Origin of the sequence: Bradyrhizobium sp. AZCC 1588, assembly GCF_036924735.1 — a bacterium.
Taxonomy (GTDB): Bacteria; Pseudomonadota; Alphaproteobacteria; order Rhizobiales; family Xanthobacteraceae; genus Bradyrhizobium.
In genome coordinates, this window is record NZ_JAZHSC010000001.1 from 396,627 (window position 1) to 421,674 (window position 25,048).

The following is a 25,048-nucleotide window of genomic DNA, read 5'->3' on the forward strand; positions in this document are numbered from 1 at the left end:
AATACCGCTCAGGTTCTTGCGTCAGATGTGGGCCCCCTGAACGCCGTCGTCACCTCGGTCAGCATCTGCTCCTCCTCTCCCGCATAGCGCGGAGAGAAGTGAAACGGCTCGACACGGCGCACATTGGCTTCCCGCGCAATTTCTCCGGCAGCCGTCGTTGTGAGATGGCCCCGGTCCCTCGCCAATGCGGCGTCTGTGCCTGCGAACGCCGCCTCGATGAAGAGGATGTCCGCATTCTGAACGAGCGCCACGATGGCGGCGCGATTGGCCGGCGTATCGACAACGTCGGTAACATAGGCGATTTTCTGGCCGGCAGTGACCGTCAGGAGGTCACGCAGGTTGCCGAGCGGCTCGAGGCGACCGTCCGAAGCCGCCCCATCGATCCGTATCAAATGATCGTCCGGCCGGCCTTCCACAACCGCCTGCTTGAGCCACTGCAACCACGGACCGACCGGAAGCCCGCGCTCGGATAGTCTATTCTTCCAAATGTTGACATGGGCCGCCTCCTGCAGGGCAAAGCCCAGGCAGGGCGTGCCGTGCTCGAGGATGGCGGCTGAAACCCGGCAGGTCCGCTCGTCAGACAGGACGCCGTCAAGAATTGTCTTCGACACCGGCGGTTCCGCGGCAAAGGCCTTCTTCAATCGGAACTGCCTGGTCGAGATGGAGTTCGGCGTCTCAAGTTCGCTGACAACGAAGACCAGATCGGCGCCGTAGCTCTCAACCAGATTCCATCGATAGGCCTGAAGCTTGTGAAAGACGCGCTCGGCAAAGCCGGCCGGGCCGTAAAGATGTACAGTTTTCTCCAGTCCTACGTGCAAACGGAGCAGATGATCGAAGCCAACGAAATGATCGATATGCGCATGCGAGACGAAGATCCGATCGACGCGTCGTATCTTCCGCGGTGACAGTGAAGCGATTTCCCCGAGATCGAACAACACACTGTGCGTCTTGAAGAGCGTCTCCACATAGACGGTCGGGTCGCCGTAGCGACCGTTGACCAGGCTCGGATGGAAGATCGGTCGCATGACAAGCTATGCAGCAGGTTTTTCACGCGGCGTGTGCGTCACTCTACCTTCACCGCCCAAGGAACCCTCCTTTGTGTGCCAGCTTGATTTGGTCAATGCTCCATCAGCTTCCAGATTAAAGCAGACTTTCGGCCTTCGCACCGGCTAGATCGAACGACGGCGCTGCAATCTCATCACGCTCGGGGATTAGGCGACGCGTGCGAATCGCGGCGCAATCGGCGCAATGAACATGCATTGCAATGATGGTGAACGCGTATTCAGGAAAGTTTCCTGGTGTTCCCTGCAACAGGCCAAGGCGGCATTCGTTTTCCTCGGGTAGCAGCGAATGGAGAGGAACAATGAGGAAGTTCTTTTACGTGCTGGCCGCGTTGGCGACGGTCGCCATCGGTGCGCCCACAGCAGCCAGCGCAGGCGGATTTGGCGTCTATGTGGGCGGTGATCGCGACTATTACGGTGACCGTTACTACGGTGGTCCCCGCTTTGGCTTCTATGAACGCGATCGCGGCTTGCGTCGCGGATGGTACCACCGCAACTATAACTATTATGGCGACCGAGACGTCGTCATCCGGCGTCACTACTGGGACGACTAGTAAAAACGCTCACGCGTGAAAATGGCCCCTTCAAGGGGCCATTTTTTTCGTCGGTGCGAGCCGGGTGCCCGCCTTAGTTCGTGATCTTGTACCCCGTCTCCTTCACGATCGGCTGCCAGAAGGCGTTATTGGCGGCGAGCTCCTTCGTCAGGCCTTCGGGCGTCGAGCCGACCGGGATCAGGCCGATCGCTGCGAGCTTCTCCTTAACCTCCGGCTTGGCGAGCGCGGTGGCGACTGCCCCGCTCAGCTTTTTCGCATGATCCGGCGAGGCGCCTGCCGGCAGCCACATGCCGTACCAGGCATCCGCCACCAGATCGACGCCGCTCTCCCTCAGCGTCGGCGCGTCGGGCAGGAACGGCGAGCGCTGCGCGCTGCCGACCGCGAGAATCCGGAGGTTGCCCGCGCGATGCTGCGGAATGGCATCGGTCAATGTGGAAATCGCGAACGGCATGTGGCCGCCGACGAGGTCGTTGATGATCGGCGCGCTGCCGCGATAGGCCACACGGGTCAGCTTGACGCCCAGCGCCTGCTCGAGCCGCGAGCCGGTAAAATGCGGAATGGTACCGTTGCTCGGCACGCCGAACGTGGCCTGATCCGGATTGGCTTTCAGCCAGGCGACGAATTGCTTGAAATCCTTGACCTCGGCCGGGACGGCTTTGCCGACGAAGACGCAGAATTCGAACCGCACGAGCTGGCTGACCGGAACGAAATCCTTTGCCGCGTCGAAGCTCGGCGTGGTCTCGACCATCGGCAAGAGATACATCGTTGGCCCCGTGGTGACGAGGATGGTGGTGCCGTCGGGATTGGCCCCCTTCACCGCCTTGATGCCGATCAGCCCGTCGCCGCCGGTGCGGTTCTCGACGATGATGTTGCGATCGAGCAATGGGCTGATGTGCTGCGCCAGCAACCGGCAAAGTGCGTCCCCGCCACCGCCGGCGGCAAAGGGAAAGATGATTTTGGTCAATGGCCCGGCCTGCGCGAATGCCTCGGCCGTCATCGCCGCCAGCGAACACGCGGCGCTTCCGGCCAGAAAATCTCGGCGCTTCATTCTATTTCCTCCAAACACTTTATGATTGTTTCTTATAATTCTTCACCGGCCCCTAACGCTGAGACGATGCCGCGTCACGCCAACACCGTCTCGACCACCGTCATAATTCCGATCGCGACGGTGGCAAGGCCGACCGCGCCCTGCAGGCCGCGATTGGCCCAGGTGAGCCAGCGGGCGGAGACCACAAGCGGCACCGCGATCGCCGTCGACAGCGCGCCCATACCGATCATCGAGCCGACGCCGAACAATGCGATATAGCCGAGCCCGACGGCAGGGCTGGACGCCTGCGTGACCGCGAGCACCAGAAGTGCGGCCGAGCCCGCCATGCCGTGCATCAGGCCGACCAGCAGGGTCCGCCAGCGGAAACCATGTTCGTGGATGTGAGCGGCGCGGGCGTGCGGCGTGATTTCGCCGGCATGGCTGTGGGCGTGGAAATGCACCGTGCCGTCGCCATGACCGTGTTGATGAAAATGCACCCGGTCGCGCCACAGCCGCCACAGCACATGCGCCCCGAGGCCGACCAGCATGAGGCCGACGGCGGTCTCGAGCGGCCGGGCAACGCCGTCCGGGATCGCGCGGCCGAGCAGAATGGCGGCGCCGGCAAAGGCGAACAAGGTAAGCGTATGGCCGAGCCCCCAGGTCAGCCCATGCTTGACGATATCGGCCACATGACTGCGGCGCGCGGCGATGCTGGAGACGGCGGCGATATGATCGGCTTCGAGCGCATGCTGCATGCCCAGCAAAAACCCCAGCCCCAGAATTCCGAACATACGCCCCCTGCTCTCTCTACGATCCGATCAAACACCACGCCGAAACCTTTGTCAGGTCAAGACTTCACCGAACAGGCTGATCATCGACGCCCAGGAGCGGCGGTCGGCCTGCTCGTTGTAGAGCGCGGCGCGCATGATCGAGCCGCCGGCGGCGTAGCACGCTCGCTTTTCGGCGGCGTTCTCGCCGATTGCAAGATAGCCACGCAAATGGACTTCGTCGCAGCGGTAGTGGGCATCGGCGCGGCTCAATCAAATTTCCCGATCCTTCAAATGATAAGAAGCCGGAACTTCAACCGGCTTGAGGATCGCACAACCGAAATTGCGGTGCCCGGCGCCTTCCCGTTGAGCGGCATCACGGCGGTTTTACTCAACCGGAATGCGAACACCGGAACGATCGGCAGCGGGGCGTGCTTAGCCCGCACCACCAGCAACGGAGTACCCCCATGACAAAATCCGGAATCCTCGCCGCCGCCGCGGTAGTAGTGTCGGCGCTCGCTAGCCCCACCACCGCGCAGGAGGTCATCCGAAATCCCGGCTATTGCGCGCAATTTTATCCAAACGCCAACTGCCAGAACAAGGGACCGGGAAATCCCTATACCGGCAGTTACCAGCGGCAGATCTATCGCGATCAGGCCTATCGGGATCGCACCTATCGGGATCGCACCTGGCGCAACAGCTATAACCGCTACGACAGCGGCTTCGGGCCGGGCGACGTCGCGGCCGGAGTCGTCGGCGGGGCTGTGGGGACCGCCGCAGCCATCGCGACCGCCCCGGTCGCCGCCTCCAGGGCCCCGATCGGCGGCGGCGAATACGCCCGGCGCAACGGTTTTGTCTGCACCCCCGGCACCTGGTTCCGCGGCGATGACGGCCGCAGGCACATTTGCCAGTAAGCCCAGCCGAATCGAGCACAGAAAGGGCGGCCGATGGGCCGCCTTTCCCGTGCGCGGGACTGGTTGGGCGGGACGCGGAGGTTCTGGCCCTTTGCCGGCAAGTCTGGTATTCGAGCCGCGATCGGACCAAGTCGGTGGATATCTCACCGCTCGCCCATCGCTTCAATTTCGCCGGCTTAGCTCAGCGGTAGAGCAGCGGTTTTGTAAACCGAAGGTCGGGGGTTCAATCCCCTCAGCCGGCACCACCCATTTCACATGATTCTCATGATTCGGTAGCGCGGCTCGATCGAGGCCGGGAAGAGCCAACCGGATCACGCGTTGTCGCCGCAGCCCGTCCAAAAACGAAAAACCTCCGGCAGGGCATTGCCGGAGGTTTCGGAGGTTTATCATGAAGGAGTGTTGTGTTTCCTTCTGATCGAGAGGCAACCAAAGAGCTTGGCTGGCTATCATAAACTCACATTAGATTATGTAATTACATGAGTAAATCATATTTTTGGATTTTTTGAGGTCTTCAAGCTTTTGTTATGCCGCCCCATTCGCGAACGCTTCCCGCGTGATAGATTCCCGGACGGAGAGTGATCCAAAACTAAACCCCCAGCGGCTTTCCGCTGGGGGGTCTCTGTTGCATAGCGATCGGACGACCGGATCAGAAGTTGCGCTGAGCGCGAACGTTCAGGAACACGGTGCTCTGGTCCTTGAACTCGTACACGGTGTTCGGCTTGGGAGCCGTCGCTGACAGGGTGGCAGCACCGCTCATCTTCTGGTCGAGGAAGAACGCACCGACTTCAGCCGAGAACGTCAGGTTCTTGACGGGAGTCCAGCGGGTGGTCAGACCAACCTGGGCAAAGTTGAAGTCCGGGTTGCAGCCGTAGTCCAAAGACACGGCCTTGCCGGCGCTGTAGGCGGCGCACCAGGCACCCTTGGCCGAGCTGATATCCGCGGTGTTGCCGCCGTAACGCACCTGACCGTAGCTGCCCCAGAGGCTGGTCGACCAATAGGGATCCCAGTTGTGGTTGTACGCACCACGGATACCCCACGAATCCACCAGCTTGATGCCGTCAGTGAAGCCGGGCAGGTAGACACCGTCAGCCGTCTGGCCGAAGCCGACGCTCTGGTAGGCGCCCGCACGGCTGGTATCGCCGAACATCACGAAGCTCGGCGAGGCACTGCTCGTGGAGACCACCGACTTGGTGGAGCCCTTGGCGTAGGTGGCATCGATCTTGATGTCGTCGCCCGCACCGGTCGGGATGTTCTTGATCTGCAACGCAGCCGTCACAGCACCGCCCCACTTGTCTTCGGGGTGACCGGAGATTTCCGACAGCTGGTTCGGAACGCCGCCGGCGCCGAGGACATTGTAGGAAGCGTTCACGAGGTGCGCCTTACCTGCGATCTGGAACAGACCCCAGGCCTGGTCGACGCGGATGTTGCCGACGATGTCGGGAGCATGCGTGCCGCCGTAGGCGTTGGAGCCGGCCGTGGCGAAGGCCGAGCCCGTGCTGAGGTTCAGCACCGAGGTGCGACCGAACACGGTCGGATCATCGAGGCCGATGGTGGCCGATACGCCGTTGCCGAACTGAGCGGTGTACTGGATGTTGTTGACGCCGGTGACGTAGTCCGGACCGCCCATCAAGAACGAGTTGTTGTTGCCCGGATAGCCGTTCCACGGCGTCGCGTAGGCCGAAGCCGACTTACCGAAGGTGAAACCGGCGAACTGGATGAACGCGAACTCGACCGCGACATAGCCACCGCCTGCTGTATTAAGCGAGTTTGAAGTGAAGGTCGCGTTGGTTGTCGGGTTGGCACCGCCGATGGTGTCGAACTGGAAGTCGCCCTGACCGAAGGTACGAACGACGCCGTATTCGGTGGCGGTACGGGTATCAACCGTCAGCGCCATACGAGCACGGGAATTGAAGTAGTTGCGGTAGCGATTGCCCTGGCCGTTGTCACCGGACCAGTACGGTCCACCCTGGATACCGCCATTGAACGTGGTGTCGACGCGCAGATAACCACCCAGCTTGATGCAGGTGTCGGTGCCCGGGATATAGAAGAATCCCGCGCCGTACAGGGAGCAGATCCTGACGTACTCGACCGCTTTGGCCTTGACGGGAAGATCGGCCGCCTGCGCCCCGCTCATGGCGATCAGACCCGCCGCTGAGCCGAGAACAAGGCTCTTGATCATATTCATGTTAAACCTCCAAGTTGCTCTGCAGACCAAGGGCGGACCTCTGAATGATCCCCCAGAGGACGGTCCGCCCTCGCCCCTAAAAACCGCTCAGTCTTTCGCGTCTTCGGACACACCCGCACAAACGCGAGGGACTTAAGCGAACCACCAAAACGGAACGATCGAGGACCCCCTGACCGTCTCCAGAACTATGCATGCGCAATTTACTTAATCAAAATACTTTATGAACTCAGCTATATCTATCCCAACCGACTGTGTCGCTGCGGCAACACCATGGTACGCGCCGCGCGCCGTGTGCACAGACCCACCTTAGCGCTCCCCAATCGGATGAATTTGTTATTAAATCAGCTAAGCTGCTTCATGCAGACTTGAAAACAAGGAGCGCCATGGGACAGGAACCGCGCAAGGGATCGGACTCGTCGAGCCGCGCCAAACGCGGAGAGTCGCATGAGCTCAGGGGCAAGAATCACGACATCGCCCGGCAGTTCGCCTGGGAGATCGCCGCCATCAACGTGCATCTCCAGGAGATTCGTTATTACTGGGCAAAGGCCCTCGGCGTCAGCGGGCCGCAATGGATGATCCTGATGGCTCTGGCCGATCTGGATAAAGGAGAGGGCGTACCTGTGAAGGTCGTGTCAAAGATGCTCCACGTTGACCCGTCCTTCGTCACCACTCAGTCCAAAATGCTCGAGAAGAAGGGCTTCATGCGCCGAAAGACCTCGGAGGACGACGCCCGAGTCGTGCAGATGTCGCTGACGGACAAGACCTACAAGCACATTGCAGGTTTGGCGTCCCAGCAGGAGGAGCTCAACAACTTCATCTTTGCCGAATTCAGCGACCGCGAACTCGTCGACTTCACCGCCAAGCTCGCGGCACTGAAGAATCGCCTCGAGAAGGCCTGCCTGAAGGTCGCGATGGACATATGACTATTTGCTGCTATTTGCGGCGGCGTCAGGCCGATATCAGGCCGAGGCGATCGGCAACCCAGTCGAAGATGAATTCGTTAGCGAGCGTCGGGTTGTCATGGTGGCCTTGCGCAGCGGCTGTTTCCGAGCTTTCGAAAATCTTCAGTGAAATATCGGGATGATAGGACTTAAGCCGTTCGAACAGATCGGTAACAACGCTGCTTTTCAACCAGCCTTGTCCGCCCACGGTAATCAGAACCGGGCAATGGAATCTTCGTCCGGGCCACCCACCTTCAATTCCCCTGCTTTCGGCGCCATCCTGCGAGAGGCGATTCATCAAGAAGGCGCGCTCGTGCATATCCCAGATTCCGCCGTCACAAACCACGGCGGCGAAACGATTGTCGAGCGCGACGCCACGCGCCACAAAGGACGACCCTGCCCCATCGCCGAGGATGCCTATCCGGTGTTCATCGATGTCGTCCCTCGTCGTCAGGTAGTCCATCACGTGGCCTACTGAGGATTCCAGATCGGGACGGCTGACCACCTTGTCGAATTTGCTGCCGGTGCCCGAACCGAGGAGATCCACGGCCAGCAGCGACATGCCCCGCTCGCGTGCGTAGCGTGCCACTTTGAAGAGATATTCTTCCTTCCGATGGCCGGGGTCACCCATGCACACGACGACAGGCGCTCGATCAGAAGCGGTCAGGGCGGGCAAAAAATAACCTTCCAACGCGTGGCCTTCCAGCCAGGGAATCTCGACCACCTCGCCGGCCGGCGTCAGATGCGCGATGTAGCGACGGGCGCAGGCTCGCATGGCTCTGAGCGCGTCCTGCGACTTCTCGTCGGCAGCGTCCAATGCGAACGTTGATGCCTGATAGTAGTTGATGGCTCGAAGCCAGTTACTTTGTGCGGTCAACACGTGACCGCGCTCGAAGGCATCATTGGCGCGCTCATGATTGAAATCGGCGATCCTGATCCATTCCCGATGCCAGGAGTTGGCGCGATCGCTCGGGTCGATCCGGCTCGCGGCGAGGAAGCATTCGGAAATCATCGAGCCGCCTTCCTGCGCTGCCCCCAGCAACCTCAGGAATTCGGTCGAGAACTCATCGCTGTCCGGCCAATGAACATGGCTTTCCGGACCAAAGTGAATTGTCATATTACTGGCGCAGCTTAATTGATTGCGTCAGGTGTCTACTACGGATTCAAGACAGTTAGCGGACAACTTTGCGCGAGGTGCATTTGGCATCCGGCCATCACCGCCACCACCGCAGTTTCTTTGAGTGGTCCGACCGATACAGCTATGGGTGGATTCGAATACCAAATCGTCATACGCCCTCATCGTCGAATGCATGTCCTGATGTCACCTCAGTCAGGTACGATTGCTGTCTGAATCCTTCTTCTGTCTCATCCAGTGGGCGTCACACTGCTGCGGGCGTCGCGCGCCTCTCAACCCTGTTGGCAGGAACTACCCTTCCCCTCCCGCGTTTTCCCGGCATGAGAATTCGCGAAGAAAACTGCAACATGGTGCTGCTCGCTATCGTCACGTGTTTCAGCGTGGCGATTGCCGGTGGCGCTACGCTGCTTGGGTTCGACAACAAGCCGGTCCGGTTCGCCGACCGGACAACCGCCGGCGTCGAGCATTCGCCGGCAGCCGACAAGCGGATCATCTATGTCGGCGAGCAGCCGCCGGTGCGCATGATCGGCGCGCCCTTTGTCCCGAACACCAATCCCCGCGAACGCTAGGCGCCCCGCCTGGCGCGATCACGCTTGCGGATACCATCACCTGATGCGCCCCACGCCATGTGGGCGTTGGCAGTCATGAACTGTCACCGTTTTGTCACCTCGCGCGCAAAAGAGCGGCAGTTATCCCCAGTTACATCCCCATCTGCTTGATTCCACAAAAGCCGTTTGGTCGAATGACTTGGGCCGAGGTGTCTCATGAAATGGATGAGGGAACGCGATCTCCTGATCGCGCAGACGATGGCGTTTGTTCAATCGGTGACCGGCAAGCCGCCGGAGGCCGAGAAGACGGTCACGACGTCGGTCACCGTCCTCTCCGTCCAGGCATCCGAGCCCACCCGTGCGGCCGCGCCGCTTTCTGACATCCAGGCCCTGCTGGCGGAGACGATGCCCATTGCGCAGGCGCCAAAGGAAGCCTCGAGGGAAATAGCGAGGCTGGCCCCTCTCACGCGTCCTGACCTGCGGGACGACATCCAGTCCGAGATCAAGGCGCGGGTCGCGAATTTCCGTGCCCATCAGGAGCGGTTCAACCGCGAGCGCGAGGCCTATTGCACCGCGACCATGGCAAAGGTGCACGCTGCGCTCCGGGAAGGCGAGCCGCCGGCGCGGCCGGCGAAGTAGACCCCAGACATCTTGCTGCGCTCTCCTTGCCTCCGTCCTGATGTTCAGAGCCAGGCATAGACCAGCGCCATGTTGGCTGCGCAGGCAGCCAACAGGCAAACGGTCAGCGTGAGTTGGACACGCTCGCAGGAGGTCTGGAGGCTCGTTCTCATGGGCCGGAAACATCCGGCGATTCTGGCGACTGAGTCTCGGGGATTCTTTTTTCGGGAATTTACGGCTCGTTAAAGACTCAGAGACTCCACGAAAATGGGCCGAAACGAGCCAATTTGCTCCCGAAACAGCCTGTGGAATGGCCGCATGGCAGCCAAGCCTGAAACCCGGCCCCCGCTTCCGCGTTGACCGTTTTTACCGGAGCTAACAATGCCCTACGCGCTGTTCTCGAAGGATGCCAAGCTGAGCAAGGCCTATCCAACCGCAGCCGACGTTTGGAAGATCGCCCAGAAGAGCGGTCTCGTCGTCGACGTCATCTCCGGGCGAGACAACACCGGTCCCCGTCCGGTGCTGGACCATGACTACGAGATCAAGCCCTGCCAGCTTGAGCCGCAGGAAGACCCCGCCCGCAACAAGGCCGACGCCGAGCGCGACGCGCAGACGGAATTGCAGCTCGCGTCGTAGTGTCGGCCGGCAAGCGGCCGACACACGACAGGCCTCGGTGAATGGGCCCCATTCGCCGGGACGATATCCGAGACGGGAAGTCGGGTCCTACGGCGTCGCTGAGACCAGCGATGCCTGTTCCGAAGCAAGGGTGACACAGGCCTTGCGCCGCTGCAGTCCCCTGATCGCACCGGTTACCTTGCGCACCTTGCCGGCCCCGCACGAGGGATCCTGCACGAAGGCGACTTCATAGGGAGCAAGGATAAGCGGTTCGGATTTCAGGACAGTTTGAGCAAGGCACGGAAACGCCGCTGCGGAAAAGATCAGCCCTAACGCAAAAGCACGCATGTTCGTCGTCCCACCAGCCGGCCGGAACCATAATATCGGATCGTGACGAAAAGTTGCATGCAGCGCGAAATTTTTTTCGCGGCTGCCAAAAAATTACCGGCGCACGCTCGCTCGGCACTCGCCAAGCAAAAAGGCCGGCGTGAAGCCGGCCCTTGCGCGTCTCGATACCAAAGTCGGTATCAATATTTAGCAGCGGGACCACCCCAGCCGAACCGGTAGTTCACACCCACCTTGGCCGTGTGCTCGTCGTTGCGGAAGCTACGGCCGGTGATGTCGGCAGGACCGGACGTGAAGGTCGTGTCGCCGAAATTGTAATACTGGTACTCGGCTTTGGCCGACCAGTTCGGGGCAAACATGTATTCGAGGCCGCCGCCCACGGTGTAACCGTCCTTTTGGTTTCCGTTGGTAGTGAAGCCTGCGGGCACCCCGGCCACCGATACGCCGAGATTATTGCTGTCACGCCAGGCGTAACCGCCCTTGGCGTAAAGCAGCGCCGGACCCCAGGTGTAGCCCAGCCGGCCGGTCACCGAGCCGATCTGATCGGTGTTGGAGGTCACGAGCGTCCCGCCCGGAAACAGCACGCCGTTATTATTGTTGTTGGGCAGCCAGCTATACTGGGCTTCGGCGCCCAGCACCCAGTTCGGCGCGAACTGATAGTCGAAGCCACCCTGCACGCCGCCGAGGAAGCGGACGTCGCTGCCCTGCAGGGAGTTGTCGCCCGCAAAGGCGCCACCGACATGGCCGCCGACATAGAACCCGGTCCAGTTGTAGACGACTTGAGGCGCCGTATAGGCAGGCGCCTTGGTGTACGGCCGGGGCGGCATGTCGGCCGCGAAGGCTGGAGCCGCCATGACGGCCAGCGCGGCAGCCCCGAGCAGTATCTTCTTCATCCTATTTCCCCGTTACGAACGTCGCGGATACCAATCCAAACAACGTGACTTCATTTAGGTTGCTTTGCGGCAAACGCCCGCGACCGGATGGCGCGCCACTGTGATGGCACAGCAACAAAGCGTTTTAGTTCCCTCGCACGTCAGGCTTTTTCCCCGGTTAAGGAGGTGGTTTCCCGCTTAGCGGATGTCCGGGATGACTAAGGCAAGGTTCAACCCTCGCCGAAAAGTGATCCAATTTCGTTCACGGTTCCGTCCCGGGAACGCCAGATGACGCCCCGTGCCGGGCAGCCATCGCGGCTGCCGGCTGCAAGACCGTCCGTCTTCAAGAGCGAGCCGCTTCGACGACGGCGTCGGCAAAGGCCTGCGGCGCCTCCTGCGGCAGATTGTGTCCGATCCCGCCGGTGATGAGACGGTGGGCGTATCTGCCGGAAAACTTCTTGGCGTAAACCTTCGGGTCCGGATGCGGTGCGCCGTTGGCGTCGCCTTCGAGGGTGATGGTGGGTACGGTAATGACTGGAAATTCGCCCAGCCGCCTTTCCAGCGCGTCGTATTTGGCCTCGCCCGGGGCGAGGCCAAGCCGCCAGCGATAATTGTGGATCACGATGGCAACATGGTCGGGGTTGTCGAAGGACGCCGCGCTGCGTTCGAAGATGGCGTCGTCGAAATTCCATTTCGGCGAGGCAAGCTGCCAGATCAGCTTGGAAAACTCGCGCCGGTACTTTTCGTAGCCCAGCCGGCCGCGGTCGGTCGCAAAATAATACTGGTACCACCACTGCAGCTCGGCCGAGGGCGGCAGCGGCTTTGCGTTGGCTTCCTGGCTGCCGATCAAATAGCCGCTGACCGAAACCAGCGCCTTGACGCGCTCCGGCCAGATCGCGGCGACGATGCCGGCGGTTCGGGCGCCCCAGTCGAAGCCAGCCACCACCGCTTTCTCGATCTTCAGCGCATCCATCAGCGCGATGACGTCGGTGGCGAGCGCACCCTGCTGGCCGTTTCGTGGCGCATCGCCTGAGAGGAAGCGCGTCGTGCCATAACCGCGCAGATAGGGCACGATGACCCGGAAGCCTGCCGATGCCAGCACGGGTGCCACGTCGACGAAGGCGTAGATGTCGTACGGCCAGCCGTGTAGAAGGATGGCGACGGGACCATTGGCGGGCCCGGCTTCGGCGTAGCCGATATTGAGAACGCCGGCTTCGATCTGTTTCAGCGCGGCAAACGAGGCGTGGGCGCCCGGCCTGCCCGCGCCTGCCCCGGCGTCGCCGGACTGCGCGAACAGCGCCCCGCTCATGGCAAACGGTGCGGCCGCAAGGGTTGCGGCCGCGGTACCGAGGAAGCGGCGGCGGTCAGGCGTGATGGGATAGGACATAGTTTTTCTCCGATCTATATCTCATGCGATTATATCGCATACGATATAAATGGTCGGACACGATGTGTATAGGCGCGCAGCATCACACTCTCGTGTGGAGCGCACAGCACGCGCGCGATCTAGCGCGTCAGTTTCTCCAGTTCCGCAAATGGCGCGTAGGGCAGCCCCGCACAGGGCTCCGCGGCGTTTTCGATGATGCGGTCGAGCCGGCCGTCGACAAAAAGGATGGCGCGTTCGCGCGGCTCGCGGTAGCCGCCGTCGGATTCGCGCGGGCTGAACCGGAGACAGACGACATAGCGCAGCCGCCCGCCGACCACGCGCTCGATCGGCTCGGCCATCACGGCGCCGCGTACGCCGACGGGATCGTTGAGATAAGTCTTCAGAAACGCCAGCACTTCCGCGCGGTAATTTTTCGGAAAAGGCTGGCTGGAGACGCCGCGATCGTCGGTAAACGTGATCGGCTTGCTCTCGTCGCTGGCGGCGCAGGCCGACAGCGCGAGCGGCAACAGCACCACCGCCGCAATTTTGACTGAACTTCGCAAGCGAAATGCTTCCCCGGCCCCCGTTGGCCGTCTCTTAGACTGCCCGGCGGAGAAATGGAATTCGCATCTCGGTTACCGGTCCCGAACAGATCGAAGCAGCGCCAGCCCACGGCCATCGGGGAAGCAATGGCACGTGGGCTGGTCCGATATCCGCCGACGCGGGGGCGAAACGTGCCGGCGGATCAGATTCGATCGCGCTGGTTCAACTGCGCTTGGCAGCCGGCGCGGCGGGTTTGACCGTGGCACGCTTCTTCGAGAGGCCGACCTGCTTCTTATGGCTGCTCGCATTCGCGTTCAGCGCCTTCGATTTTCCCTGCTCGGCCTTGGTGACCGGGGCCTGCGTACTCTTGCTCACTGGAGCTTGCGCGGTCTTGCCCGCAGTGCCGGCAAACACGGGCGCGGCGAGAACGGACACGGCAACGAGCGCTGCAGAAAAGGTCTTGAGCATAGCTGTCTCCTCTTCCATGGGGACCTGCGGGCTCTCCGGTCCGAATGGCCGGGCTCGCCGATCATGCGCGCGACGTTAGGCACGGCGCGGTGAACCCGTCCTGAATCGAACGTGCGGACTTCGTTCATCTCCATGGCAGGTTCGCCATCTTTTGAAGGCGAACTGCGGCCGGCAAATCGGCAGAATCTACAATCGGCAGAATCGAAGGCGGATGGCGGGAATGTTCGCAACTGCCGGGGGTTCACATCAACGGCCTTCGGTGTAGGATTGTGGAACCGGCCATCAGGAGAGATGCATGAACAAACTAGCGATCAGGCTTTTGACGCTCGCAATGTTGTCGCTTACGCTCGCGGCAGCCCCTGTCGTTTCCGTCGTCTACGCAAATCCCGACAGCGAGCCGCCTCCGCCGCCGAAGAAGAAAAAGAAATCCAGCGAAGCCCGCCCGGCCATTGAACAAACCGCATTCGTCGATGGCTATCGCGCTGCTTACGCCGCTATCTACGAGCGCCATGACTATGCGTCGGCGATCGAGCAGTTGAAGGCGCTCGGCCGTGACGACTCGGCTGCCGTCGCCAATTTGATAGGCTATTCCTATCGCAAGCTCGGCGACTACAAGGTCTCGCAGATCTGGTACGAGCGCGCGCTGAAGGCCGATCCGAACCACGTCAAGACCTGGCAGTATTACGGCCTGTGGCAGGTCGAACAGGGCAACCGCGATCAGGCGCAATATCACCTGAACCGGATCGCGCAGCTCACCGGCACGACAAGCGAGGAATATCGCTCGCTCGCCGCCGCGCTCGAAAAGCCGCCGGGGACAGGATTGGCGTACTGAGGCATCGCTCTCTCCCCGTCATTGCGATCGGGATAGGGGCAGTCTCACGGCTCCTCCCTATCCCGATCCTCGCAATGACGAAGAAAAAGCCGGAGCAGTTGCAAGGACTGCGCCGGCTTTTTGTTGTTTCCGAATTTACTTCATCACCTTCTCAACTTCCGCGCGGAATGCCTGGCGCGCGGCGTCGCGCGAATAGAACATATGGCCGCCGGGATAGACGACGAGTTTGACCCGGTCCGATCGCGCATAGGCCGGCAACTGATCGAGAATTACCTTCGAGGCAAAATAGGGCGTGGCGAGATCGAAAAGCCCGTGGCCGACCAGCAATTTCATTTTCGGGTCGAGCGCGAGAATCTGGCGAAGCTCCGAAACCGACTCGGCCGGACCGCGACCGAAATCCCAGGCCCTGTACACGGCTGGGTTAAGTAGGTGATACGAGCCATCGGGACGCCAGTTGAGTTTGCGCGTGGTGAGGTCGACGGCCGCGCTCGTCAACGGCGCTGTCAGGGAATCGCCGGAGGGATCGCCGAAATGCGCGGAGTTCGAATCCGGATAGGGATCGAAGCCTGAGACCGAGCCGTCATAACGTCCCGTCACACGGCCGTTGCGGCGGTCGAACTCCCTGCGGAACTCGCCGACCTCGAAACGCCCTCCGAGCCTGCGGCTCACCGCTTGATCGATGCCGGTCAGCGCGGCCACCTTGTCGGCAAGCCGCGTCGCGGCCTCGCGGTCCGCCTGCCCCTTGACGAGATCGGTCACAAACTCGCCTTGCGCGTAGCGCTCGACGTCAGCGAGATCGGCGCGCGTCACCGGTCCCTTGGCTTCGCGCGCCACCGCCGCCATGCTTGGCAGTGTGTTCATGTACTGCAAGAGGCTCGAGCCGGAAAAGTCGCGATAGTCGAACAAGGGTGAGACCAGGATCAGCCCGCGCACACCGACGCCCTGCTGGGTCTGCAGGTTGCGAACGATTTTTGGTCCACGGATGCCGCCATAGCTTTCGCCGGTCACGAATTTCGGCGAGAGCAGACGATCATTCTTTTCCAGCCAGCGCCGGATCACGAGTGCGATGGCGCTGACGTCGCCGTCGATGGAGTAGAACCGCTTGCGCGTGTCCTCGCCGGTCGCGACGAAACGGCTGTATCCGGTGCCGACGGGATCGATGAAGACGAGATCGGTAAAGTCCAGCCAGGTCTCGGCGTTGGGCAGCAAATCGGGCGTCGCCGACGACACTGCGCCCTCACCCGTGATCGATATGCGCCAGGGTCCGGCGTCGCCGAACTGCAGCCAGGCCGAGGACGCGCCCGGGCCGCCGTTGAACAGAAACGTCACCGGCCGGCTTGCGCGATCGGCGCCGTCGAGCTGGTAGGAGGTGTAGGCGATATCGGCCTGCGGCTCGCGCTTGTCGTCGAACAGCCGGATCGAGCCGGCGGCGGCGGTGAAGTTGAGCGTGCGGCCGGGCAACGTCAGCGTTTGCCGGGTGGTGGAATCCGGCGGCAGGCGATGTTGTTCGGCTGCCGGCGATGGCGTCGCGGCGGGGCCCCGCCCTGCTTCGCCCTTCTGGCCCGAGGGAGACGGCGATGGCGTCGCTGCGGCGGGCTGCTGCGAAGTCGGCGAACTCGCCTCCTCGGCGCTTACGCCGGTCGCGCAACACAGGACCAGAATCGCGGCGGCCAGACGCATGGGACGCGTTGCCATAAAACGAGAAGCCATGCATTCACTCCCTGCGCTCGCGATCCGTCAGGCCTGCCAATCTGCCCGGAGACTGCGACAACGCGTTGGTACACAAGGGCAGGAAACCCGCGGAAATCACAATCCCGACAGCATCGCGTGAGAGGGTTGGAATGCCCTGCACTGCGCCCGATGGTTGTCCTCGGCGGCCGTTAGGTGATATCGGTCGGTTCCGCTGGCCTACCGGCCAGATATTTTGATCTATCCATGAAACCATTCGGGCGCTGGCGCGACTAACGAACCTGCGCTTTTTTATGGGGTCTTAGAATGAAACGTTCGATTGCTGTTTGTCTCGGCCTGTTGACGCTGGCTTCTCCGGCGGTCGCAGATTCGCCGGCCGCGGTGGTCGAAGACGTTCAGGGCAAGGTCACCGGCGCGGAATTCATGGACTATGTGACGCCCAAGGCTGTGATCAAGATCGGCGACGGCGGCTCGGTCATTCTGAGCTACCTGAAGTCATGCCGGCGCGAGACGATCAGCGGCACCGGCACCATTGTCGTCGGCACCGAGGAGAGCGCCGTTCACCTCGCCGAGGTCAAAGCCGAGAAAACGAATTGCGATGCCAACCAGGCCAACGTGACCACGCGCGAAACCAGCGGCGTCGCCGCCACCGTGCTGCGCAGCGTCGACAGCAACAAGGCGGCTTCCCTGCCGCAGCCGCAGCTCACACTTTACGGCGCCTCGCCGCTGGTGGAAGCCAAGGGACGCGGCAAGCTGATCATCCGGCGTCTCGACGCGGCGGGCGAGCGTCAGCAGATCGACCTCGGTGGCACCCAGCTCAAGGGACGCTTCGTCGATTTTGCCAGCGAGAACGTCGCGCTGGCTCCCGGCGGCCTCTACGCCGCTTCGTTCAAGTCATCGCAGATCGTGTTCCGGGTTGATGAGCAAGCCAAGCCCGGCGCGACGCCGATCGTCGGCCGGCTGCTGCGGCTGCAATAGGCGTGCCGGACCGTCCAGCTTGAGAATAAGACGCAGCACGCGCGACAGGCTTGTGATCGCCGCCATCGCGCTGGTTTGCGCGGCGGCTTCGGTTTCTCCTGCGGCCCGACCGATCCGCGGGCTCTCGCTCGATATTCTCACCGCGCTGCGCTGGGAGGTGTTCGGCCGTAAGCAGGATCCGGCCGCTTCGCCCGCAGTCGTCGTTGCGATGGACGAGGAGAGCCTGCGCACCGCCCCGTTTAAGGGCGCGCCGATGCTGACCTGGACCGGCGAGATCGGCCGCGTGCTGTCCGCGACGCTCGAAGGCGGCGCGAAGGTCGCCGGCTTCGACGTGGTGATTCCGAACTCGCTCGAACAGTCCGAGATACCGCTTGGGGATGGCATGCTGGGCGAAAAAGTTCGCGGTTTCGACCGCGACTTCCTGCGCGCGCTGGCCGGCGGGGCCGCCAAAGGCAGGGTCGTGCTGGGCGAAGTTCTGGGCGACCGCCCGATCCTGCCGTCGCCAGGACAGCGCATCGCGGTACGCCAGAACATCCGTCCGCTCAACGACCATGCCGACAGCGACGACATTGTGCGCCGACTGCCGCTAAGCTTTACCATCAACGGCGCGAAAGTGCCTACCATGGCGGTGGAGCTGGCCTCGCGCGCGCTCGGCGCCGCGCCCGAATTCGACGAGCGCGGCAGGCTGACGCTCGCCGGCTACCGGGTTCCGGGCCGGGTGCCGAACACGATGACGCTGAATTTCGAAGGTGGCGCGGACGACATCCCTACCTTCTCGTTTGCCGACCTGCGTGCCTGTGCTGTCAAGAACGACAAGGAGTATTTCCGGCGCTGGTTCGACGGAAAGGTCGTGATCTTCGGTACCGTTCTCGATATCGAAGATCGGCGAATGACATCCAAGCGCTTTGCGACCGGCATCGAAGGGGCACGTTCGCCACGCTGCACGGCCGAGAGCATGCCGGTCACCGCGAGATCCAGGATCAGCACGATTGCAGGCGTCTACATCCATGCCACCGCGGTCAATAACCTGATCGCGCACAATGGCGTGGTCGAACCTGGGCCGCTTCCCCGCTTGCTGATCGCGACGCTATTTGCTGCGCTCGCCGCGGCCGCTGCCTGGCTGTTCCGGCCCGTCATCGCATTCGCTGCCTGGACGGGCACGATCGTGTTTGGCGTGGCCGGCGCGACGGTCGCGTTCAACCACGCGTTGGCGCTGCCGCTCGTCGAGCCGTTCCTGGCCAGCTTGACCGCGCTGGCCGCGACCATCGGTTTTCGCTTCGTCGTCGCCGACAAGGACCGCCGCCTGCTGCAGAAGAGCTTTGCGCTCTACCTCGCCCCGCACGTCATCAACCGCATGCTGTCGTCGAGCAAATTGCCGGAGCTCGGCGGCGAAACCCGCAACGTGACGGTGTTCTTCTCCGACATCGAAGGATTTTCGCTGATCGCGGAAAAGATGTCGCCCGACGGGCTGATGGAGCTGATGAACGAATATCTTTCGGCGATGACCGACGTCATCGAGAGCCATGGCGGATATGTCGACAAATATATCGGCGACTCCATCGTGGCTGTGTTCGGCGCGCCGGCCGACGATCCCGACCATGCCGCGAACGCAGCGCGCGCCGCGCTGGACTGCTGCACGCAACTGGCGGAACTCAACGCCTCCTCTGCCGTGTTTCGCGACTGCAAGCTGGCGCAGCGGATCGGCATCAATTCCGGCGAGGCGCTGGTCGGCAATTTCGGATCGCGGCGGCGCTTCAACTATTCCGTGATGAGCGACGCGGTGAACCTGGCCTCGCGGCTGGAGGGCGCCAACAAATTCTACGGCACCACCGTGATCGCTTCCGAAACCACCGTGGCCCTTACCGGCGAGGCCTTCGCCTGGCGCGAGCTCGACGCCATCCGGGTCAAGGGGCGAACCCAGGCGCTGAAAATCTACCAGTTGCTGGCGCTGTCGGCCGGACTGGCGCCGTCGCAGCAGACCGTAATCGCCAACTACGCCGACGGGCTGGCGCACTGGCGGGCCCGCGAGTTCGCGCGCGCCGCAGAGTGTTTCGGCCGTTCGGCCGATATCGACCGGCCGGCATCGCTGTTTGCCGCGCGGGCCCGGGAATTGGCCCAAAACCTGCCGGGCGACGACTGGGACCCGATCCGGACGTTGCAGGAAAAATGACGGCCCGATGACCGCCGGTTTAGGTTACCGGCGCGAAAGTGCCTGACGGCCATCTCGACAAGCCTGTCCAAGGTGTATAGACGAGCGCGGCGCAATCCGGCGCCAGGTATGAGTTCGTCGTCCGATGGCCACCCCCAAGCGATACGACCGGATCGCCTTCGTCGCGAGCGCAGGCGCCGAGGCGCAGACCGCGCTGGCGCAGCTCGTCAAGCTCTACGGTAATCATGACGCCGACGACGCCGACGTCGTGGTGGCGCTTGGCGGCGACGGATTGATGCTGCAGACGCTGCACGCCCACATGCGCTCGGGCAAGCCGATCTACGGCATGCATCGCGGCACCGTCGGCTTCCTGATGAACGAATTCACCACGCACGATTTGCATACGCGGCTGGCGGCGGCGCGGGAATCCCTGATCAATCCGCTCTTGATGCGCGCGACCGATGTGCACGGCGTAGTGCATCTGCATCACGCTATCAACGAAGTCGCGCTGTTTCGCCAGACCAACCAGGCCGCGCACCTGCGCATCCTGATCGACGAGCATGAGCGGATGGCGGAATTGATCGCCGACGGCATCCTGGTGGCGACGCCGGCCGGCTCCACCGCCTATAATCTGTCGGCGCAGGGACCGATCCTGCCGATCAACGCCGCGCTTCTGGCGCTGACCCCGATCAGCGCGTTCCGACCCAGACGCTGGCGCGGCGCCCTCCTCCCGAACTCCGCTTTTGTGGTGATCGAGGTGCTTGAGGGTGAGAAGCGTCCGGTCGCGGCCGCCGCCGACCATGACGACGTACGCGACGTCCGCCGCGTCGAGGTATTGTCCGACAAGACGATTTCGATGCGGATGCTGTTCGATCCCGGTCACAGCCTCGAGGAACGCATCCTGCGCGAGCAGTTCGGGTATTAATTCGGGTTCGCCGGAGCTCTCCTGACGCCGGGTTTGCAACCATTCCTTAACGGCGCCGCGATATGGTTAACGCCAGTATACCGTTTGGCCGGGCCGGACCATGTATCGCATTGACTTCAACAAGCTGCGGTTTCTGATTTGCGACGACAATCCGCATATGCGCCGCATCCTGCGGACGCTGCTGCATTCGTTTGGCGCGCGCGAAGCCTATGAAGCCGAGGACGGCGCCACCGCGCTCGAAATGTACAGCCACTACGTGCCCGACATCGTCATCACCGACTGGGCGATGCCGATCTTCGACGGCCTCGAACTGGCGCAGATGATCCGGCAGCCGGAATCGAAGGGTAACCCTTACGCGCCGATCATCATGCTGACCGGACATTCGGAGAAGCGGCGCGTCACGGTCGCGCGCGACGCCGGCGTCACTGAATTTCTGGCCAAGCCGATCTCGGCCAAGGGACTCTATCAGCGCATCCTCAACGTCGTCGCCAACCCGCGCCCCTTCATCAAGACCAAGACCTATTTCGGCCCCGACCGGCGGCGCAACACCAACAACGCCTATATCGGCCCCGAGCGCCGGGTCGGTGGCGAGATGGAAGTGATGCAGCAGCCGTCGTTGCTCGACAAGGCGCGGTCGAACGTTTAGCGCGAGCCTGGAGAGACCATCATGGCGAAAGAAAAGCCGGGGACGATACAGGTCAAATCGTTTGCCGATCATCACGTGATCACGCAGCCCAATCCGTTGCGCAGGGTTTTACTGCGCGTTCCCGAATCCGATCTCGACGATCCTGTCGGGCGCGCGGAGAAGGCGCTTGCAGGACTATCCGGTGAATTCAAGAACTGGATGATGATCGAGGCGGACCGGCTCTCGGCCGCGCACGCGGCCATTCTCCGCGACGGCTTCACCATCGACAACCGCGAAGAGCTGTTTCGCGCCGCCCATGACATCAAGGGCGATGCCGCCACGTTCGGCTTCCCTTCCGCCGGCGCCGCCGCCGAAAGCCTGTGCCGCATCATCGAACATGCCCCCGACCTCGATCAGGTCCCATCCGAGCTGATCACCCATCACATCAATGCCATTCAGGCGATCGTGCGCGAACGCACGAAGCTCGACACCGCCGTGATGGCGAGCGCGCTGAGCAAGCAGCTCCGCGGCGTCGCGGATGAATTCCTGCTTAAGGTCAACCGCGACCGCCCCGAGCATCTCGAAGCGATCCTGGCGCCGAGCATCGTGCCGGCGGAGTAAACCGCCCGTCATTGCGAGAAATTGTAGGGTGGGCAAAGGCGCACTTGCGCCGTGCCCACCATCTTTTGCGCGGTTGGAAGGGTGGGCACGCTTCGCTTTGCCCACCCTACAAAAGCTGGATTTACGCCGCGATCAGATCGCGCACGGCTGGCACGAACGCTTCGTCGGCGACCAGCTCCTCGCAGAACAGGCGGGCTTCCTCGCGCGCGGATTCGGTCGCAAAGCGCCGCAGCAGGATCAAGAGCGGCTCGGCGGCCTTGCGGTCGGTCTCGCAATGGGTCAGCACACGCTCGACCATGCGGCGGCGCAGTCTCGCGGCGCCGCCGATCGTGTCGACAAAGCCGGTCTCGCGGCTGACCTCGAGCGCGATACGGAAGGCGCCGAACGTGGATTCGGGAAGGCCTGCGCGGATCAGGAGCGCCTGCAGGCTGGCGCCGCCGCGGTCGTGCAGCAGCGCTGTGACGCGGGCCAGCGGCAGGTCGGCCAGCTCCGCAAGCGCCGCATCGAACAGTTCAAGATTGCCCGACAATAGCGCGCGCAGGATCAGGCCGGCGGTCAGTTGCCCGGTGGCGCGCAGGTGCCGCACCAGGCCCAGCATGTCATCGCCGCGCGAACGCGCCGCGATGTTTACGGCCGAGCGCTCGCGCGCTTCACTCGCCAGCCGCCCTGCCCGGTCGGCGCTCAGCCAGTTCCGGGCGACCACGAATTGCGCCAGCGTGTCGGAGAGTTTCGCGACCAGCGCCGCGCGGGTGGCGGCCGGCAGGCCTTCCAGCACCAGCATCGATTCCCTGATCGCGGCGAGATGGCCGTGACGTTCGACGATACGGTCCCAGGAAAACGGCGCGAGCTCGGCGTAGGCATTCTCGATCAGTTCGAGCGCCGCGGCGGCTGAACCTACTTCGGCAATCGCGGCGGAAACCGAGGGCGGCAGATTGATGCGGCGGGCGATGGCGCATTGCGTCTCGCTGTTGCCGGTGGCGACGATGTCGACCAGGTCGGCGTCGATCAGAAGCGGCGAATGTTCGAGCAGGGGAAGCGCGATCGAGGGCTGATCGAGCGAGAGCGCCTGCACGATCGCGGCCGGCGCATCCGAACTGCGCGCGAAGACTTCCGACATCGCCTGGCGCACCAGTGGCGACGGGTCATCGAGCAGCATCAGCAGCGCGCCTTCGGCAGCGATGCGATCATCCTCGCTGAGATCTGAAATCAACCAGGCCCGCGCCAATGCCCGCGTCGCCTCTGCCCGCTCGCCTGCCGGAGCGGTACGAATCCAACTGATGAACTGCCGAACGATCATGGTCCTGGCTTTACGCAACCTGAAACGACACCGTGACGCGGTGCCACTATTAGAAAAAATAAACCATGACGCTTAACAAAGGGTTCACCATAAACGGCTGGTTTCATTGACGTTTTGTTAAGGGTGGGAAGTCCGGCTGCGAATATCCCGCTCCCCGGATGCTGCGCAACGCGCCGTGTTGCGCTGCTGATCCGGGGTCCATCCGAGTTCGCCCACCGCGATGGGTGCCGGTTCTGCGACGCATCGCTGCGCGCTGCATCGCGCCCGGGACACGGGTCAATGTCAGCTACTGAACGTGCCGCTGCGGTCGCTGAAGAGGTCGAGCCGGCCGGGTGCGCGGACTTCGGGTTTATGTCCCGACAATACGGTGCTCGCGGAGGCAACTGACGCTGGCGACGAATTGCTGCCCCACAATTCCTGCACCGCCGGCGAAATCGGCTGTGTGCGTTCGCCGGCCTGGAACAGCGAGCGGAAGATCGGCTCCGTTGACGTCGACGCGGTCTGCGCCGTTGCCGCCACCGCGCGCGAATCCGGGAAGCTCGAGAGATAGGCGGCATTGTCGACCGCCATCACTGCCGGCGCGCTCGCGACCGTGATGCGCCGGGGCAGATCGCCGCCGGCGGCCGCCATCGCCGTGCGCGTCACCGGCGAACTGGCGGCAGCCGCATAGCGCGTGCTCAGCACCGAATAGACCTGTGAGACGCTGCGCGGCTGCCCGGAGCGGTCATAGAAGATCGATTGATTGGCCGCCGCAGCGTTCGGAAACATCTGCACGGCTGACGCGTTCGGATTGTCCTCGGCGTTCTGGATCAGCTTGCCGGCGCCGCCGACGCCCATGAAATGCGCCATATAGAGTTCGGCATCGGTCGGGCGGCGCCCGATCTTGCCGGTCAGTTTGAAACTGTTGGATTGCGTCAGCACCGCCGCCATCGATGAGGCAGCGTCGGGATCGTCGCGCAGCCGCATGATCGCGGCGCGTGCCGCGGGATCGTCCACCGAATAGCTGCCGGACGGATTTTTGGTGATGGCGTCGGCATATTTGCCGTAGCCGAGATGCGCACCCGCCTCCTTCACCGTGCCGAGCCAGGTCTGGTCGATGAACTGAAACAGCCCGCGCGCCGACGAGGTGGTTGCGGCGGCCTTCGGGTTGAAGTTGGATTCCATCTTGGCGGTGGCGAGCAGATATTCGAAGCTGGCGCCCGTCGTGGATGCGGCCTGCTTGATCGAGCCCGCGATCCTCGCGCGCGCGGAATCGACACCTGCCGCAGCCGTGGCGCTTGATGTGTCGACCGCCATATCTGTGGTGCCCCGCTCCTCGCGAAACCTCGCGCGGGCTCTCAAGGCGCTGGCAATCAGTGCCTATTACAAGGGCAAGACTGCCGCAATTATGGTTAAGAGGGGGTTAAGGGGCCGCACCGTCATTCCGGGGCGCATCGAAGATGCGAACTCTGGTGCGCACTTGCGCACCAGAGAATCTCGAGATTCCGGGTTCAGCCCTGCGGGCTGCCCCGGAATGACAGAGTCACTTGCGATACACCTTCTCTGGATCGAATTGCCTCTCGGCATCGACAAACGACACGCGCGTGCCGCCATCGGCCGCCTCGATCCTGCGGTAGAAGCAGGAATGCCGCCCGGTGTGACACGCAGCGCCCTGCTGCTCGACGCGAATCCAGATGGCATCCTGATCGCAATCAACGCGCATCTCGACCACGCGCTGGGTCTGACCTGACGTCTCACCTTTTCGCCACAACGCATTGCGCGATCGGCTGAAGTACCAGGCGTCGCCGCTTTCGATCGTCTTGCGCAGCGCTTCCTCGTTCATGTGCGCGACCATCAGCACGTCACCGGTCGCGGCATCGGTCGCCACACAAGTCACGATGCCGGACGCGTCGAATTTGGGCTGGAAGGTCAGCCCCTCTTCACGTTCATTGGTCGTTGCGGATGTGGACACGACAGGGCCTCGCGGAGAAATT

General features: G+C 62.6%; 27 protein-coding genes and 1 tRNA gene. 13 read left to right on the plus strand and 15 right to left on the minus strand.

From position 1 onward, the window contains the following. Window positions 1–8: 8 nt before the first annotated feature. Window positions 9–1,025 (minus strand): ribonuclease Z, encoded by a 1,017-nt coding sequence (locus tag V1277_RS01905; RefSeq protein ID WP_334414793.1) that lies wholly within the window; start codon window positions 1,023–1,025, stop codon window positions 9–11. 338 nt (window positions 1,026–1,363) lie between these two features. Here V1277_RS01905 and V1277_RS01910 point away from each other — a divergent pair, with 338 nt between their 5' ends. Beyond that, window positions 1,364–1,615 carry a hypothetical protein gene (locus V1277_RS01910; protein WP_334414794.1) on the plus strand — a complete coding sequence of 84 codons (252 nt, stop codon included), beginning with the start codon at window positions 1,364–1,366 and terminating at the stop codon, window positions 1,613–1,615. 73 nt (window positions 1,616–1,688) lie between these two features. Here the strand turns inward: V1277_RS01910 and V1277_RS01915 are convergent, their stop codons facing one another. The 3 genes from V1277_RS01915 to V1277_RS01925 form a co-directional block, all read right to left on the minus strand. Beyond that, window positions 1,689–2,663: a Bug family tripartite tricarboxylate transporter substrate binding protein gene (locus tag V1277_RS01915; protein ID WP_334414795.1), complete on the minus strand. Its 975-nt coding sequence runs from the start codon at window positions 2,661–2,663 to the stop codon at window positions 1,689–1,691. A 74-nt stretch (window positions 2,664–2,737) separates the two neighbouring features. Next, window positions 2,738–3,433 carry a HoxN/HupN/NixA family nickel/cobalt transporter gene (locus tag V1277_RS01920; protein WP_334414796.1) on the minus strand — a complete coding sequence of 232 codons (696 nt, stop codon included), beginning with the start codon at window positions 3,431–3,433 and terminating at the stop codon, window positions 2,738–2,740. A 51-nt stretch (window positions 3,434–3,484) separates the two neighbouring features. Beyond that, a complete protein-coding gene (locus V1277_RS01925) occupies window positions 3,485–3,682 on the minus strand; it encodes a hypothetical protein (RefSeq protein WP_334414797.1) in 198 nt (65 codons plus the stop codon). Window positions 3,683–3,876: 194 nt separating this feature from the next. On the opposite strand from V1277_RS01925, the gene V1277_RS01930 reads away from it, so the two are divergent. Next, window positions 3,877–4,323 (plus strand): hypothetical protein, encoded by a 447-nt coding sequence (locus V1277_RS01930; RefSeq protein ID WP_334414798.1) that lies wholly within the window; start codon window positions 3,877–3,879, stop codon window positions 4,321–4,323. Window positions 4,324–4,493: 170 nt separating this feature from the next. Then, window positions 4,494–4,568: transfer RNA gene (locus tag V1277_RS01935), tRNA-Thr, on the plus strand. 401 nt (window positions 4,569–4,969) lie between these two features. Here V1277_RS01935 and V1277_RS01940 read toward each other — a convergent pair. Beyond that, window positions 4,970–6,508, minus strand: a complete 1,539-nt coding sequence (locus V1277_RS01940; protein WP_334414799.1) for a porin — start codon at window positions 6,506–6,508, stop codon at window positions 4,970–4,972. A gap of 383 nt (window positions 6,509–6,891) precedes the next feature. Between V1277_RS01940 and V1277_RS01945 the strand changes: the two genes are divergently transcribed. Further along, window positions 6,892–7,431, plus strand: coding sequence for a MarR family winged helix-turn-helix transcriptional regulator (locus V1277_RS01945; protein ID WP_334374507.1), 540 nt, complete (start codon window positions 6,892–6,894; stop codon window positions 7,429–7,431). A 25-nt stretch (window positions 7,432–7,456) separates the two neighbouring features. On the opposite strand, the gene V1277_RS01950 is transcribed toward V1277_RS01945, so the two are convergent. Further along, window positions 7,457–8,491, minus strand: coding sequence for an alpha/beta hydrolase family protein (locus tag V1277_RS01950; protein ID WP_334414800.1), 1,035 nt, complete (start codon window positions 8,489–8,491; stop codon window positions 7,457–7,459). A gap of 413 nt (window positions 8,492–8,904) precedes the next feature. On the opposite strand from V1277_RS01950, the gene V1277_RS01955 reads away from it, so the two are divergent. The 3 genes from V1277_RS01955 (at window position 8,905) to V1277_RS01970 (ending at window position 10,386) form a co-directional block, all read left to right on the plus strand. Next, window positions 8,905–9,153: a hypothetical protein gene (locus V1277_RS01955; protein WP_334414801.1), complete on the plus strand. Its 249-nt coding sequence runs from the start codon at window positions 8,905–8,907 to the stop codon at window positions 9,151–9,153. A gap of 195 nt (window positions 9,154–9,348) precedes the next feature. Next, a complete protein-coding gene (locus tag V1277_RS01960; protein ID WP_334414802.1) occupies window positions 9,349–9,771 on the plus strand; it encodes a hypothetical protein in 423 nt (140 codons plus the stop codon). Window positions 9,772–10,131: 360 nt separating this feature from the next. Beyond that, the gene (locus V1277_RS01970; RefSeq protein WP_334374504.1) at window positions 10,132–10,386 is read left to right on the plus strand and encodes a hypothetical protein; all 255 of its coding nucleotides are present in this window, start codon (window positions 10,132–10,134) and stop codon (window positions 10,384–10,386) included. Between the two features lie 87 nt (window positions 10,387–10,473). On the opposite strand, the gene V1277_RS01975 is transcribed toward V1277_RS01970, so the two are convergent. The 5 genes from V1277_RS01975 to V1277_RS01995 form a co-directional block, all read right to left on the minus strand. Further along, the gene (locus V1277_RS01975) at window positions 10,474–10,713 is read right to left on the minus strand and encodes a hypothetical protein (protein WP_334360988.1); all 240 of its coding nucleotides are present in this window, start codon (window positions 10,711–10,713) and stop codon (window positions 10,474–10,476) included. A 179-nt stretch (window positions 10,714–10,892) separates the two neighbouring features. Next, a complete protein-coding gene (locus V1277_RS01980) occupies window positions 10,893–11,603 on the minus strand; it encodes an outer membrane protein (protein WP_334414803.1) in 711 nt (236 codons plus the stop codon). 322 nt (window positions 11,604–11,925) lie between these two features. Then, window positions 11,926–12,969 carry an alpha/beta fold hydrolase gene (locus V1277_RS01985; RefSeq protein WP_334414804.1) on the minus strand — a complete coding sequence of 348 codons (1,044 nt, stop codon included), beginning with the start codon at window positions 12,967–12,969 and terminating at the stop codon, window positions 11,926–11,928. A 119-nt stretch (window positions 12,970–13,088) separates the two neighbouring features. Further along, a complete protein-coding gene (locus tag V1277_RS01990; RefSeq protein ID WP_334374499.1) occupies window positions 13,089–13,511 on the minus strand; it encodes a hypothetical protein in 423 nt (140 codons plus the stop codon). Window positions 13,512–13,713: 202 nt separating this feature from the next. After that, window positions 13,714–13,959, minus strand: coding sequence for a His-rich protein BRANT (locus tag V1277_RS01995; protein ID WP_334374498.1), 246 nt, complete (start codon window positions 13,957–13,959; stop codon window positions 13,714–13,716). 295 nt (window positions 13,960–14,254) lie between these two features. Here V1277_RS01995 and V1277_RS02000 point away from each other — a divergent pair, with 295 nt between their 5' ends. Then, complete coding sequence (locus V1277_RS02000) at window positions 14,255–14,791, plus strand: tetratricopeptide repeat protein (RefSeq protein ID WP_334414805.1); 537 nt, start codon at window positions 14,255–14,257, stop codon at window positions 14,789–14,791. Between the two features lie 135 nt (window positions 14,792–14,926). Here the strand turns inward: V1277_RS02000 and V1277_RS02005 are convergent, their stop codons facing one another. Further along, the gene (locus V1277_RS02005) at window positions 14,927–16,501 is read right to left on the minus strand and encodes a S10 family peptidase (protein WP_334414806.1); all 1,575 of its coding nucleotides are present in this window, start codon (window positions 16,499–16,501) and stop codon (window positions 14,927–14,929) included. A gap of 285 nt (window positions 16,502–16,786) precedes the next feature. Between V1277_RS02005 and V1277_RS02010 the strand changes: the two genes are divergently transcribed. The 5 genes from V1277_RS02010 to V1277_RS02030 all read left to right on the plus strand — a co-directional run bounded on the left by V1277_RS02010 (window position 16,787) and on the right by V1277_RS02030 (window position 21,778). After that, window positions 16,787–17,458 carry a hypothetical protein gene (locus V1277_RS02010; RefSeq protein WP_334414807.1) on the plus strand — a complete coding sequence of 224 codons (672 nt, stop codon included), beginning with the start codon at window positions 16,787–16,789 and terminating at the stop codon, window positions 17,456–17,458. 25 nt (window positions 17,459–17,483) lie between these two features. Continuing rightward, complete coding sequence (locus tag V1277_RS02015) at window positions 17,484–19,628, plus strand: adenylate/guanylate cyclase domain-containing protein (RefSeq protein ID WP_442894557.1); 2,145 nt, start codon at window positions 17,484–17,486, stop codon at window positions 19,626–19,628. A gap of 124 nt (window positions 19,629–19,752) precedes the next feature. Then, on the plus strand, window positions 19,753–20,532 hold the full coding sequence (locus tag V1277_RS02020) for an NAD kinase (RefSeq protein ID WP_028349126.1): 780 nt from the start codon (window positions 19,753–19,755) through the stop codon (window positions 20,530–20,532). A gap of 100 nt (window positions 20,533–20,632) precedes the next feature. Beyond that, a complete protein-coding gene (locus tag V1277_RS02025; RefSeq protein WP_028349127.1) occupies window positions 20,633–21,178 on the plus strand; it encodes a response regulator in 546 nt (181 codons plus the stop codon). Window positions 21,179–21,199: 21 nt separating this feature from the next. Then, the gene (locus V1277_RS02030) at window positions 21,200–21,778 is read left to right on the plus strand and encodes an Hpt domain-containing protein (RefSeq protein ID WP_334414809.1); all 579 of its coding nucleotides are present in this window, start codon (window positions 21,200–21,202) and stop codon (window positions 21,776–21,778) included. A gap of 121 nt (window positions 21,779–21,899) precedes the next feature. On the opposite strand, the gene V1277_RS02035 is transcribed toward V1277_RS02030, so the two are convergent. The 3 genes from V1277_RS02035 to hisI all read right to left on the minus strand — a co-directional run bounded on the left by V1277_RS02035 (window position 21,900) and on the right by hisI (window position 25,026). Next, window positions 21,900–23,075 carry a DUF2336 domain-containing protein gene (locus V1277_RS02035; protein ID WP_334414810.1) on the minus strand — a complete coding sequence of 392 codons (1,176 nt, stop codon included), beginning with the start codon at window positions 23,073–23,075 and terminating at the stop codon, window positions 21,900–21,902. A 282-nt stretch (window positions 23,076–23,357) separates the two neighbouring features. Next, the gene (locus tag V1277_RS02040) at window positions 23,358–24,371 is read right to left on the minus strand and encodes a transglycosylase SLT domain-containing protein (RefSeq protein WP_334414811.1); all 1,014 of its coding nucleotides are present in this window, start codon (window positions 24,369–24,371) and stop codon (window positions 23,358–23,360) included. 226 nt (window positions 24,372–24,597) lie between these two features. Beyond that, the gene (gene hisI, locus V1277_RS02045; protein WP_334414812.1) at window positions 24,598–25,026 is read right to left on the minus strand and encodes a phosphoribosyl-AMP cyclohydrolase; all 429 of its coding nucleotides are present in this window, start codon (window positions 25,024–25,026) and stop codon (window positions 24,598–24,600) included. Between the last annotated feature and the right edge of the window lie 22 nt (window positions 25,027–25,048).

Bases quoted from the DNA above. Each gene is read 5' to 3' on its own strand.
- V1277_RS01905 (WP_334414793.1), bottom strand. From the start codon at position 1,025: ATGCGACCGATCTTCCATCCGAGCCTGGTCAACGGTCGCTACGGCGAC.
- V1277_RS01910 (WP_334414794.1), top strand. From the start codon at position 1,364: ATGAGGAAGTTCTTTTACGTGCTGGCCGCGTTGGCGACGGTCGCCATC.
- V1277_RS01915 (WP_334414795.1), bottom strand. From the start codon at position 2,663: ATGAAGCGCCGAGATTTTCTGGCCGGAAGCGCCGCGTGTTCGCTGGCG.
- V1277_RS01920 (WP_334414796.1), bottom strand. From the start codon at position 3,433: ATGTTCGGAATTCTGGGGCTGGGGTTTTTGCTGGGCATGCAGCATGCG.
- V1277_RS01930 (WP_334414798.1), top strand. From the start codon at position 3,877: ATGACAAAATCCGGAATCCTCGCCGCCGCCGCGGTAGTAGTGTCGGCG.
- V1277_RS01940 (WP_334414799.1), bottom strand. From the start codon at position 6,508: ATGAATATGATCAAGAGCCTTGTTCTCGGCTCAGCGGCGGGTCTGATC.
- V1277_RS01945 (WP_334374507.1), top strand. From the start codon at position 6,892: ATGGGACAGGAACCGCGCAAGGGATCGGACTCGTCGAGCCGCGCCAAA.
- V1277_RS01955 (WP_334414801.1), top strand. From the start codon at position 8,905: ATGAGAATTCGCGAAGAAAACTGCAACATGGTGCTGCTCGCTATCGTC.
- V1277_RS01960 (WP_334414802.1), top strand. From the start codon at position 9,349: ATGAAATGGATGAGGGAACGCGATCTCCTGATCGCGCAGACGATGGCG.
- V1277_RS01970 (WP_334374504.1), top strand. From the start codon at position 10,132: ATGCCCTACGCGCTGTTCTCGAAGGATGCCAAGCTGAGCAAGGCCTAT.
- V1277_RS01975 (WP_334360988.1), bottom strand. From the start codon at position 10,713: ATGCGTGCTTTTGCGTTAGGGCTGATCTTTTCCGCAGCGGCGTTTCCG.
- V1277_RS01980 (WP_334414803.1), bottom strand. From the start codon at position 11,603: ATGAAGAAGATACTGCTCGGGGCTGCCGCGCTGGCCGTCATGGCGGCT.
- V1277_RS01985 (WP_334414804.1), bottom strand. From the start codon at position 12,969: ATGTCCTATCCCATCACGCCTGACCGCCGCCGCTTCCTCGGTACCGCG.
- V1277_RS01995 (WP_334374498.1), bottom strand. From the start codon at position 13,959: ATGCTCAAGACCTTTTCTGCAGCGCTCGTTGCCGTGTCCGTTCTCGCC.
- V1277_RS02000 (WP_334414805.1), top strand. From the start codon at position 14,255: ATGAACAAACTAGCGATCAGGCTTTTGACGCTCGCAATGTTGTCGCTT.
- V1277_RS02005 (WP_334414806.1), bottom strand. From the start codon at position 16,501: ATGGCTTCTCGTTTTATGGCAACGCGTCCCATGCGTCTGGCCGCCGCG.
- V1277_RS02010 (WP_334414807.1), top strand. From the start codon at position 16,787: ATGAAACGTTCGATTGCTGTTTGTCTCGGCCTGTTGACGCTGGCTTCT.
- V1277_RS02020 (WP_028349126.1), top strand. From the start codon at position 19,753: ATGGCCACCCCCAAGCGATACGACCGGATCGCCTTCGTCGCGAGCGCA.
- V1277_RS02025 (WP_028349127.1), top strand. From the start codon at position 20,633: ATGTATCGCATTGACTTCAACAAGCTGCGGTTTCTGATTTGCGACGAC.
- V1277_RS02030 (WP_334414809.1), top strand. From the start codon at position 21,200: ATGGCGAAAGAAAAGCCGGGGACGATACAGGTCAAATCGTTTGCCGAT.
- V1277_RS02035 (WP_334414810.1), bottom strand. From the start codon at position 23,075: ATGATCGTTCGGCAGTTCATCAGTTGGATTCGTACCGCTCCGGCAGGC.
- V1277_RS02040 (WP_334414811.1), bottom strand. From the start codon at position 24,371: ATGGCGGTCGACACATCAAGCGCCACGGCTGCGGCAGGTGTCGATTCC.